Origin of the sequence: Paenarthrobacter sp. 22069, assembly GCF_052046035.1 — a bacterium.
Classification (GTDB): Bacteria; Actinomycetota; Actinomycetes; order Actinomycetales; family Micrococcaceae; genus Arthrobacter.
This window is the reverse complement of sequence record NZ_JBQEQF010000017.1, coordinates 102,573-113,128: the sequence shown is the minus strand read 5'-3', so window position 1 is coordinate 113,128 and position 10,556 is coordinate 102,573. Positions and strand designations below refer to the sequence as shown.

Genomic DNA, 10,556 nt, shown 5'->3' with positions numbered 1-10,556 from the left:
CGCAGGCAGGACCACCCTCACCGGCGAAGGCCTCCAGCACGCCGACGGACACTCCCCCCTGCTCGCCTCCACCAACCCGGCAGTGGTCACCTACGACCCCGCCTACGGCTACGAGATCGGCCACATCATGCGCTCCGGATTGGAACGCATGTACGGCGGGGATTCAACGGACAAGAACGTCATGTACTACCTGACCGTCTACAACGAACCGATCCTGCAGCCGGCCGAGCCTGAGGACCTCGACGTGCAGGGTGTGCTGGGCGGCATCTACCGGGTGTCGGCGTCGAGTATGGAAGGACCGAAGGCACAGATCCTCGCCTCCGGCGTCTCCGTGCCCTGGGCCCTCGAAGCCCAGCGCATCCTCGCCGACGACTGGAACGTCTCCGCCGACGTCTGGTCCGTCACCTCCTGGAACGAACTGCGCCGCGACGGCCTCGCCGCCGAAGAGGAAGCCTTCCTCAACCCCGGCCAACCCGCCCGCACCCCCTTCGTCACCCAGCAACTCGAAGGCGCCACCGGCCCCATCGTCGCCGTCTCCGACTACATGAAAGCCATCCCGGACCAGATCCGGCAATTCGTCCCCAGCGAATTCGCCACCCTCGGCGCCGACGGCTTCGGCTTCTCCGACACCCGCGCAGCCGCCCGCCGCTTCTTCAAGAACGACACCCACTCCATCGTGGTGAAAGTCCTGCAGATGCTCGCGGCGAGGGGCGAAGTGGAGGCGGACGCGCCGTCGTACGCAATGGACCGCTACAAGCTGCTGGATGTCAACGCCGGCACCACCGGTGGGGCGGGAGGCGACGCCTGAGCATTACTCCCATAGGGTGCAGCTATGGGTGACAGTGACGGGACCGGTTCAGCGGGGATGAGAACCACCGGGGTGGTGCTCGCCGCAGGGGCGGGCACCCGCCTGGGGCTGGGGCCAAAGGCGTTGCTCCCCTACCGCGGCAGGCCGTTGGTGGAGGCTATCGCCGGAACACTCCTCGACGGCGGCTGCCGCGAGGTAGTGGTGGTCCTCGGTGCAGGGGCGGCCCAGGTTGAGGCTGCCGCCAGGCTGGACGGCTGCCGCGTGCTGACCAACCCCGAATGGGAGTCAGGAATGGGCAGTTCCTTCCTGCTCGGCAACCAGGCCGCGGACCCGGCAGACCACCTCCTGATCGCCTTGGTGGACCAGCCGGGCCTGACGCCGGAATCCGTGCACCGCCTGTTGTCCTCCCGCCGCCCTGGGCGGATCACCGCGGCCGCGTACCGCCGTCGTGGTTCCAACGACGGCGGTGGGACGGCTCTCCGCCGCGGGCACCCCCTGCTCATCGACGCCTCCCTCCGCGAAGCTGTTTGCGCAACGGTGACGGGCGACGCCGGGGCCCGCGGCTTCCTGCACAGCCACCCGGACCTTGTGGACGAGGTGGATTGCAGCGATCAGTCCACCGGAGAGGACGTGGATACGCCGGACCAGCTCGGCCTTCTCCAGTAGCAGTCAGGCTTGCGCCCGCAGGAACCGTTCCAGGTCACCTTCTCCGGGCGACAGCCCACGGTGAAAGAAGTCGACACTGCCCGGATGTACCCCCTGGGGCCAACGTGGTGGTTCCCAGTCCTGGTGTTCGCTTTGGTAGTGGCGGCCTGTGGGTGAGGTCCAGCCGGGTGGTTCGTTTTTGGTCGCGGGGGTGGGTTTCCAGCCGGTGGCGTGGCGGAGTTTGTGGTGTTTGGGGCAGGGCTGTCCCAGGTTGCTGATTCCGGTGGTGCCGCCCTTGGCCCAGGCGAGGATGTGGTCGGCCTCGGTGTCCAGGGAGTTGTTGCTGCACCCCGGGAACGGGCACTTGCCGTCCCGCATCCTCAGCCAGGCCCGCATCGCTTTCGTGACCCGGTAACTGGTCCTGCCGATCTCCAGCGGCGCCCCGTCCCGCGGGTCCACCAACACCCGGTAGAACGAACCGGCACCGTCCGCGACGAGCCGCCGGGCCATTGACGGGGGGATGGGCCCGTACCCATCCAGCACCGCCGGCTCATCACTCACGCCCAGCAGCGCACACACCGGCACAGTGACCAGCACCTGCGCCCGGATCGGAGATTGCTGGTCAGTTCCCGCGCCGAGCCTGGCATCGTTGACTGTTGTGCCGCTGCCAAGGGTTGCGGCGGCAAAGGTGTCCGCGCGGAGCTGGGTCAGGGTCCGGGGTTCGTCCGGCCCCTGCATGGACCGGGCGATCGCGGTGAGCCGGTTCCACCCCGCCTGGGCCTGGTCCGCGGGAAGGTACGCAGACAGCCAGGCCATCCCGTCCTGGTCCGGCCGGAACTCCACCCGCCGCTCTGCCACCCCTTTGGTGTGGCGTTGTTCGATGGACTGGGCGTGGTGGCGTTCCCGCCAGGTGCGGGCTTTGGCCTTGAACCGGTGCGCCGGCAACTGACCGGCGGGGCAGCCCCGCGCCGGCTCCGGTGCTTCGGGGTCTAGGAAATGGGCTTCCAACGCCGCCACCCCGGCAGCGTCCAGGCCTGCGGTTTCGTCGGCCATCACTACCGCGTGCTGCCACGAGATCGTCCCGGCCTGCAAAGCCTCCAAGGTCCGCGGCAAACCGGTGGTCAGGGCGTGGGAGGTGCCCAGGAACGTGCCCGCGGCCCGCGGACCAAGGGCCAGCAGGCAGCCGATCTCCGCCGCGACCGCCATCTCCTGCGCCACCACCGGCACATCCGGGCCCGCAACAGCAAAAGCTGACTCCGAATACTTCACCGCCGCCTTCGCCTTCAACCCCGCGAACCCGGCCTCCACCTCCCGTGACCCGGCCAAAATGTCCAGGCACCCATCCGCCAACCCAGACAACGGATCCCCCACCGAAAACGGGACCGAACCCGCCCCCTCCACCTCAGCGTTCAACACAGCAAGGGCAGCACGGATATCCCCAAACGCCTTCACCACCGCTGCCTTCCCCATAAACCCATCATGGCAAGGGGGTACGACAATCAGGATCCATAACGGAGAATTCAGCTCAGGCCGGCATCCCACGCTCCAGCAACTGCTCCAGCCCCTGTTTGAAGCCAGACCTGCCACCGTGGGCGGGATGCCGGATCTTCGGTACGTCAAGGCCGCTGCGTTGCAGACTGTGCTGGGCCACATTGCCCACCGCCACGATGGTACTGATGCCGAACAGTTCCGAAAGCTCCTGCCAAAAAGGGGTGCCCAGCTTGGTCTCAGAGGGCCTGGGCGTGCGGTTGGACAAGGGCTTGCCTGGTTGATGCGTGTGCCAGGGAAAAGCACTCCACAGCAGCGGAAGGAAATCCACTTCTTCCAGGACTTGCCAGAGCACGGTAGCGGTGGGCTCCGCGGCAACCCCCGCAGCTTCTGGCGGCAGCACGTAACCCTTGCCGGGACCGAAAAGCCCGAAGCTGTTGGCGGGCCCTCCGAGGATGACTCTATTGGTGAAGGGAACGCCGGTGATACGCATGCCCCTGAAGCCCGGCGCCTCGCCCACCAGCAGTACTTTGGGACGGCGGTCCAGCATCTCCTGCAGGTAGATCTCCAGGTTATGGCGGCGGAGCGCATTCTCCGGAACTGCGTGGTTGAAGAAATTGTTGGCGGCAGCACCCGTGTCAACGACTGCAAGCTGCTCAACGAATGCCGCGATGGCAGGAGCACTCATTCGCCCGGTTCTTCCAGGCGCGCGGCCAGGCGTCCGCACGCGGCCTCGTCAGCTCTCGCGAGGCGCGCCTTCTTAAGGTTCTCGCGCAGGATCCAGCGCACGTCCTTGTCTTGGCTCACGGCCCATTTCTCCAGGCACCCGAATCCTTTCTCCGGGGCGGCGGCGACGGCCACGCTCCAGCAGTATCCGAGGCCCTGCCGCAGCACGCGGAATTCTTCAGTTCGCCGCAAGCCTGGGTCGGTTCCTGCAATGGCGGCGGTGATCTTGTCCAGGACGTCCACCGCCCTTCCGGCATCCTCGGGGGTGCGCAGCAGGCGGGGTTCACAGATACCGGCAGCCACGGCCCGCTGGACCAAGGGACCATCGCCAAGCCAGGCCGCCGACAAGGCCCACAGCGCGGGCATGTCCACCCCACCGAGCCGCTGCAGTGCCATCGCAACCCCCTCGCGGACCCGCCAGCGATGGTCCCCTGCAAGGCCCCGTAATGTCTCTGCGGCGCCCTGCCGGCCCTCAACAAGCAATCGGCCAAGGCCCACGGCACCGCACATGGCGCGGTATTCGTCCGGGCTCCCGGCACACGCCTCTATCAGCCCGGGGTCCGCCACATCGGCAAAAGCCTCTGCCAGCTCAATGTTGCCGCGGGGACCGGGCAGTCCTGACTCAGCATCGAGGTAGGCCAGCCATTGCCCGGCGGGGAGCGATTCCAACACCGCCCTGTAATCAGACTGTTTGGTCACCGCACACCTCCATGCCGCAGACCCGTGTTGCCCTTTGGGCTCCGCTACCAGCGCGGGTGGATGGCCTCGCGGAAGTAGTGGTCGTAGATCCAGCGGACACCGTCGTCGAACTCTTTGCCGATGCTGACGGCGGCCGCCGCGGCGTTGGCACGCGCCTGGTCCACGTTGCGGGCGCCGGGAATCACGGTGCTGACACCGTCCTGCGCCGCGATCCAGGCGATGGCGGCCTGGGCGGTGGTAGCGCCCTCCGGCACCAGCTGCTCGAACTCCTTCACAGCCTTCAGGCCCAGCTCGTAGTCCACGCCGGAGAAGGTTTCCCCGACGTCGAAGGCCTCGCCCTTGCGGTTGTAGTTCCGGTGGTCGTTCTCCGCGAACGTGGTGTCCTTGGAGTATTTGCCGGATAGCAGGCCCGAGGCCAGCGGAACGCGGGCAATGATGCCCACGCCTGCGGCTTTGGCGGCCGGCAGGACTTCGTCCACGGGCTTGAGCCGGAAGGCGTTAAGGATGATCTGGACGGAAGCGGTTCCCCCGTGGCGGATCGCTTCGAGGGCCTCGTCCGTCCGTTCCACGCTGACGCCGTAGTTTTTGATGGCGCCTTCGGACACCAGGGTGTCCAGCGCGTCGTACACCTCGTTATTGCTGTACACGGGAGTGGGCGGGCAGTGCAGCTGGACCAGGTCCAGGGCGTCGGTGCCCAAGTTCTTCCGCGACCGGTCAACCCACTGGCGGAAGTTGGCCAGGCTGTAGTTCTCCGGCCGCTGCTCCATCCGGCGGCCCATCTTCGTGGCCACGGTTATGCCAAGCCCGGGGTTGTCCGCCAGGAACTTTCCGATGGCCTGCTCGCTGCGTCCGTCACCGTAGACGTCGGCGGTGTCAAAGAAGGTGACCCCCGCTTCAACGGAAGCCGCCAGGATCGCCTGCGCCTGCGCCGGGTCGACGTTGCCCCAGTCCGCGCCGAGCTGCCACGTACCCAGCCCCACGATGGACACATTCCGTCCGGTCTTGCATAAAATCCGCTGTTCCATCCCCCGACTATATGCAACGATGCAGCCCGGGGTCAGATCCGACCCCGGGCTGCACTCGCACATTGCCAAGAACGACCAACGGCTGCCTTAGGAATGAACCCGCTCCGGCACCGGCACCAGCCCGGCCTCCTTGAGTCCCAGGTAGATCCTGTCCCTGGCGATAGGCAGTGTTGCGAACCGAACTCCTGTGGCGTTCCGGATGGCGTTGGCCAGCGCGGGCGCCACCGGGTTGAAGGGGCTTTCGCTCATCGACTTGGCACCGAGGGGCCCCAGCTTGTCGTTGGTGTCCGCGAAGTACACCTCACTGCGCGGGACGTCCGCGAAGGTGGGGATGTGGTACTGCCGGAGGATGTCCGTGGCGACCTTCCCGGCGTCGTTGACCACCACTTCCTCATACAGCGTGGCACCAAGGGCCTGGGCTATCCCGCCTTCGATCTGGCCGCGGCACTGCCGGGGATTGACCACCACGCCGGCGTCTGCGGCCTGGACGCTTTGCAGGATTTTCAGCTCGCCGGTGCCCCGGTTCACCGCCACCCGGAAGCCGTGCACGTTGAAAGCGACCGAGCGCGGCGTGCCGCCCCAGCGCCCCTCGGCGGCGAGTTCGACGCCGGCCTCCGCAGCGGCCTGCGCCAGTTCCGGCAGTGCCACGGGCGTTCCGTCAACCACTACTGAGTCCCCGTCAAGGACGCAGGCAGAGGCCTGGGTCTGACGGATGCCGGCGGCGAATGCCCGGATCCGGACGGCCAGCTCTTCCGCCGCGGCGAGGGTGGCCTTACCGGCCACCACCGTGCCGGCGGACCCGAACGCCCCGGTATCGTGTTCCACCAGATCCGTATCGGACTGCCGCACCACCACCTTGGACGCTTCAGTGGACAGTGCCGTGGCAGCGAGCTGGGCGTGCACCGTGGTGGTGCCGTTGCCGAACTCGGCGGTCCCGACGTCGGCCTGGTACGTTCCGTCCGGCAGGAGCCGGAGGCGGGAATGGGCAAAGTGGCCGCGTGGCGGCACGGTGTCGATCATGGACAGGGCGGTACCCTCGCCCACCATCCAGTCCGGCCCCAGGTCCTCAAGCCCTGCCTGCCGGTACCGTTCCTGGCCGCGGTCCAACGCGTCCCGGACCAGGTCCAGGCACTGGTCCAGGCCATAGCTGCCGTAGTGGACGTCCTCTTCCGGGTCCGGCTGGGTGGACAGCATGTGGTCCCCCTCCCGGACCATGTTCCGGCGGCGGAACTCCAGCGGGTCCATCCCGATCCCCGCGGCCAGCTCATCCATGGCGGACTCGATGGCGAAAATCATCTGGCTCAGCCCGTAGCCACGGAACGCGCCGGACGGGACCGTGTTGGTGTATACCGAACGGGCGTCCACTTTCTTGTTGACGCAGTTGTAGACCGCCAGGGATTCCCCGCAGCCGTGGAACATGACACCCGGGCCGTGGTTGCCGTAGGCGCCCGTGTTGGTGACCACGTCCAGCTCCAGGGCCGTCAGCCGCCCCTCCTTGCTGGCGCCGGCCCTCAATTTGATGGTGAACGGGTGCCGGGTGGTGGTGGCGGTGAACTGCTCGGTGCGGGTCAGTTCCAGCTGCACCGGCCGCTGCAGTTTCAGGGCTGCGAGCGCCACGAGGTCCTCGGTAAGGACTTCCTGCTTGCCGCCGAATCCACCGCCCACGCGCCCCGCCACCACGTGGACCTTGTCCTCGTCGAGCCCGAAAACCCGGCAGAGGGAGCGCCGGACCAGGAAGGGAACCTGGCTGGAAGTGCGGACCTGGAGCCTGCCCTGGTCATCCACGGAGGCGATGGCCGCGTGTGTTTCCAGGGCCACGTGCTGTACCCGTTGGGTCTGGTAGGTCTGTTCGTGGATGAAGTCTGCGGCCGCGAACCCGTCGGCCACGCTCCCCAGTTCGGAGTGGAGCTCCGCCACCACATTGTGCTCCGGCGCGGAGATGCGGGACGCTATTGCATCCTTGTCGCCATGGACCAGCGGCGCGTTGGGGAGCAGTGCCTCCCGGGGCGAGAAGACGGCGGGCAATTCCTGGTATTCCACTTGCAGGGCGCGCACCCCCGCTTCGGCGGCGCCCACCGTTTCGGCCACGACGGCGGCTACCCGCTGCCCGATGAAGCGCACCACGTCGTCAAGCACCCGGGTGTCATCCGGGTCATCCGTGAAGAGCTCGTGCTGGGCGGTCGAGAACAGCTGGGCGGGGGCATCTTCCGACGTGAGGACGGCCACCACGCCCGGCACCCGCAGCGCCGCCTCCTTATTGATGGCGACAACCCGGGCGTGGGCGTGCGGCGAGCGCAGGATCTTCAGGTGCAGCAGTCCCTGTGCCTGGTCCGCGGGGATGTCCAGGGTATAGCGTGCGGCACCGGTGACCACGGCACGGCTGGCCGGGGCCGGGACGTCGTCGCCCAGTTGGCCAGGTTCGGGGTCCGGCTGCCCTTTCCCGGCAATGCCGGAGCCGGGCCCCTGCGGATCAGGGTGGCCCGCGTCGCCGCAGACGGCGTCCGCGATGGCACGGTACCCGGTACAGCGGCAGAGGTTGCCCTTGAGGTTCCGGGGCAGGTTCTCCCTCTGTCCGTCGTCGAACGTGGCGGCGGTCATCACCATGCCAGCGGTGCAGAAGCCGCACTGGAAGCCCTGGCGTTCCAGGAACTGCTGCTGCACCGGATGCAGGCCAGTGCCGCCGCTGGTGGCTGCCAGTCCCTCGATGGTGGTGACGGAGTGCCCCTCGGCGCGGACCGCGGGGTAGATGCAGCTGTGGACCGGCACGCCATCCACGTGGACCGTGCAGGCGCCGCAGTCGCCGCCGTCGCAGCCCTTCTTCACGCCGGTGTTGCCCTGCTCGCGCAGGAACGTGCGGAGGCATTGCCCGGGGCGCGGCTCGGCGGCAGCAGGCGTTCCGTTGATCTCCATGGCCATGCTCAGGCCCCTTTCGAAAGTGTGGTGGGGCCGGCAGCCGGGCCTGTCCGCGGGGGCCAGAAGTCGCCCGAGACAGCCAGTCCCGGTGTCCCATCGGGCACTGCCAGTTCGGCGCGGATCTCTTCTGCCAGCCGGTAGGTCATGTCGCGCCGCCAGGCCGGCAGACCGTGGATGTCATCGTGGTATAGGTCTGCGGGGACTGCCCCGTCAAGGGCCGCGGCCAGCCCGTCGGGATCCGGCAACCCGTCAAAGCGCAGCTGGACCGGCCGTTTGGTCGCGGCCGTGACGGTCAGGACCAGGGACGTGCCGCCGTCGAGCCGTCCGATCAGCAGCGCACCGGACCGGCCCAGGTTGCTCAGCGACAGGCGCCGGAACGCCACCCGGGCGGAGAGGGCCGACGCCGGGAGGTGGACGCCGCGGAGCAGCTCGCCTGGTGCCAGGCAGTTCGTGGCGTCACCGGTGACGAAGTCCGCCACCGGGATGCTGCGGCTGGTGCCGCCGGCGGCAAGGATGGTGGCGGTGCCGTCCAGGCCGGCGCACAGTGAGGTCATGGGCCCGGCGGGCAGGGAGGTGCAGATGTTGCCGCCCACCGTGGACATGTTCCACACCTTGAAGGAGGCCACGAACGAATCGCAGCATGCCTTGACCAGGTCCAGGCCGGGCCAGCCGCGGCCGGAAACCTCGGGCATCCCGGGGAGGTTGTACAGGCCGGCAACGGTGCAGGTCGCGGCGATGTCGATGCCGTCGTCGGTGACCGTGATGGGTGTCCAGCCGGCAGAGCCGAGGTCCAGGAGCCGGGTGAGCGGCTGCGGTCCGAAGGCATAGCTGCCGTAGGAGAAAAGGACGGTGCCGCCCGCCAGCCAGGCATCGCCGTCCCGCCACTCCGCGGGGTCGGTGGTGCGGACCACCGCCTCAATGGTGTTCATGTCCATGCGATCTCCTGGTGGTTGAAGTCTGTGGGCGCCGGTGCGGGCCCCGGGTGTTGGTGGATGGAGCCGGAGGTGTCCCGCAGCGGGGTGCAGCTGGCGGCGCGGGTGCGGGCTGCGAGGATTTCGGCGGTGATGGACACTGCCACCTCCGCGGGGGTGACGGCCCCGAGGTCCAGGCCGATGGGCGAGTGCAGTTGGGCGATCCGCTCCGGCGCGACGCCCGCCGCGAGCAGGTCCCCAACCCGCTGGAGGTGGCTCCGGCGGGATCCCATGGCCCCCACGTAGGCAAGGTCCAGGGCCAGCGCGGCCTCCAGCAGCGGAAGATCGAACTTCGGGTCATGGGTCAGGACGGCGGCGACGGTGCGGCTGTCCAACCGCCCCGCAGCTGCTTCCACTGCCAGGTACCGGTGCGGCCAGTCCGTGACCACCTGGTGGGCGGCGGCGAAGCGGGGCTGGCGGGCAAAAGCGGGGCGGGCATCGATCAGGGTCACGTGGTACCCGAGCAGCCTGGCAGCGGGCACCAGCGCGGCGCCGAAATCGTTGGCGCCGAAAACCAGCATCCGGGGCGGTGCAAGCCTGGACTCCACCAGGACGGCAGCGTCCTCCGGACGCCCGCTGCGGCCATCGCGGTCCGGCGGGCATTCGCCCGGCCCGGACAGCCGGACCAAACCGGCACCGCCGCCGCGCACCATCGACTCCACCTGCAACGCTGTTTCCCCGTGCAGAAGGTGGAGCAGCTCCGGCGCCGCTGCCAGGAGGCCAGCCAGTTGGAAGGCGGCCGGATCGGGCACCACGACGGCGTCTCCTCCCCGGGTGCCCAGCGTACGTACCAGCGCCAGGGGCTGGTCCGGGCCGGATTGGGCCATCACCTGGAGCGCGGTGCGCAGTGGATGCGCGGCGCGGGCTGGCACCGGCTGGATATGGATGTCCAGCTCTCCCCCGCAGGTGAGGCCGGCCGCGAAGGCGTCCTCTGAACTGAAGCCGAAGGTCTTCCGGCGTGCGGCGTCGTCGTCCATTGCTTCCTGGGCGAGCGCCACCACGGCGCCCTCCACGCAGCCGCCGGAAAGGCTCCCCAGCACGGAACCGGAGGCGGTGATGATCATGGATGTTCCCACCGGGCGCGGCACGGAACCACTGGCGGCCGCGATGGTGGCGACGGCGAACTGCCCGCCCCCGAGTGTGGGCAGCCAGGCGCCAAGCGAAGGGATCAGGTCAAGCATTGCGGTACCTCCTGCCGCGCTGTGGTGTCCATTCTCGTTCCTATCAAGTCGTTGTAAAAGCATCCGGGCGGGGACATCCGCACCTCTGGTGCCGGTGCGG

General features: G+C 68.4%; 9 protein-coding genes. 2 read left to right on the top strand and 7 right to left on the bottom strand.

Annotated elements, in window-relative coordinates; all coding sequences use genetic code 11:
- Positions 1–808, top strand: an 808-nt coding sequence (locus ACTJK0_RS15110) for a transketolase-like TK C-terminal-containing protein (protein ID WP_440745733.1), incomplete at its 5' end; no start/stop codon positions are given.
- 24 nt (positions 809–832) lie between these two features.
- Positions 833–1,474 carry a nicotine blue oxidoreductase gene (gene nboR, locus ACTJK0_RS15105; RefSeq protein ID WP_440745732.1) on the top strand — a complete coding sequence of 214 codons (642 nt, stop codon included), beginning with the start codon at positions 833–835 and terminating at the stop codon, positions 1,472–1,474.
- Between the two features lie 3 nt (positions 1,475–1,477).
- Here nboR and ACTJK0_RS15100 read toward each other — a convergent pair whose 3' ends face one another.
- The 7 genes from ACTJK0_RS15100 to ACTJK0_RS15070 form a co-directional block, all read right to left on the bottom strand.
- On the bottom strand, positions 1,478–2,923 hold the full coding sequence (locus tag ACTJK0_RS15100) for a DUF222 domain-containing protein (protein ID WP_440745731.1): 1,446 nt from the start codon (positions 2,921–2,923) through the stop codon (positions 1,478–1,480).
- 55 nt (positions 2,924–2,978) lie between these two features.
- On the bottom strand, positions 2,979–3,629 hold the full coding sequence (locus ACTJK0_RS15095) for a uracil-DNA glycosylase (RefSeq protein WP_440745730.1): 651 nt from the start codon (positions 3,627–3,629) through the stop codon (positions 2,979–2,981).
- Positions 3,626–4,366, bottom strand: coding sequence for a HEAT repeat domain-containing protein (locus ACTJK0_RS15090; protein ID WP_440745729.1), 741 nt, complete (start codon positions 4,364–4,366; stop codon positions 3,626–3,628). Before ACTJK0_RS15090 ends, ACTJK0_RS15095 begins: the two co-directional genes overlap by 4 nt.
- Before the next feature lie 44 nt (positions 4,367–4,410).
- Complete coding sequence (locus ACTJK0_RS15085) at positions 4,411–5,391, bottom strand: aldo/keto reductase (protein ID WP_440745728.1); 981 nt, start codon at positions 5,389–5,391, stop codon at positions 4,411–4,413.
- An 87-nt stretch (positions 5,392–5,478) separates the two neighbouring features.
- Entirely contained in the window at positions 5,479–8,307 is a 2,829-nt protein-coding gene (locus ACTJK0_RS15080) for a molybdopterin-dependent oxidoreductase (protein WP_440745727.1), read from the bottom strand.
- Positions 8,308–8,309: 2 nt separating this feature from the next.
- Entirely contained in the window at positions 8,310–9,239 is a 930-nt protein-coding gene (locus ACTJK0_RS15075; RefSeq protein WP_440745726.1) for an FAD binding domain-containing protein, read from the bottom strand.
- The gene (locus ACTJK0_RS15070; protein WP_440745725.1) at positions 9,230–10,456 is read right to left on the bottom strand and encodes an XdhC family protein; all 1,227 of its coding nucleotides are present in this window, start codon (positions 10,454–10,456) and stop codon (positions 9,230–9,232) included. The genes ACTJK0_RS15075 and ACTJK0_RS15070 overlap by 10 nt, the downstream gene beginning before the upstream one ends.
- Between the last annotated feature and the right edge of the window lie 100 nt (positions 10,457–10,556).

What these genes read in the sequence shown, in the direction of transcription:
- ACTJK0_RS15085 (WP_440745728.1), bottom strand. Translation starts at nt 5,391, where the DNA reads ATGGAACAGCGGATTTTATGCAAGACCGGACGGAATGTGTCCATCGTG.
- ACTJK0_RS15070 (WP_440745725.1), bottom strand. Translation starts at nt 10,456, where the DNA reads ATGCTTGACCTGATCCCTTCGCTTGGCGCCTGGCTGCCCACACTCGGG.
- ACTJK0_RS15075 (WP_440745726.1), bottom strand. Translation starts at nt 9,239, where the DNA reads ATGGACATGAACACCATTGAGGCGGTGGTCCGCACCACCGACCCCGCG.
- ACTJK0_RS15100 (WP_440745731.1), bottom strand. Translation starts at nt 2,923, where the DNA reads ATGGGGAAGGCAGCGGTGGTGAAGGCGTTTGGGGATATCCGTGCTGCC.
- ACTJK0_RS15095 (WP_440745730.1), bottom strand. Translation starts at nt 3,629, where the DNA reads ATGAGTGCTCCTGCCATCGCGGCATTCGTTGAGCAGCTTGCAGTCGTT.
- nboR (WP_440745732.1), top strand. Translation starts at nt 833, where the DNA reads ATGGGTGACAGTGACGGGACCGGTTCAGCGGGGATGAGAACCACCGGG.
- ACTJK0_RS15080 (WP_440745727.1), bottom strand. Translation starts at nt 8,307, where the DNA reads ATGGCCATGGAGATCAACGGAACGCCTGCTGCCGCCGAGCCGCGCCCC.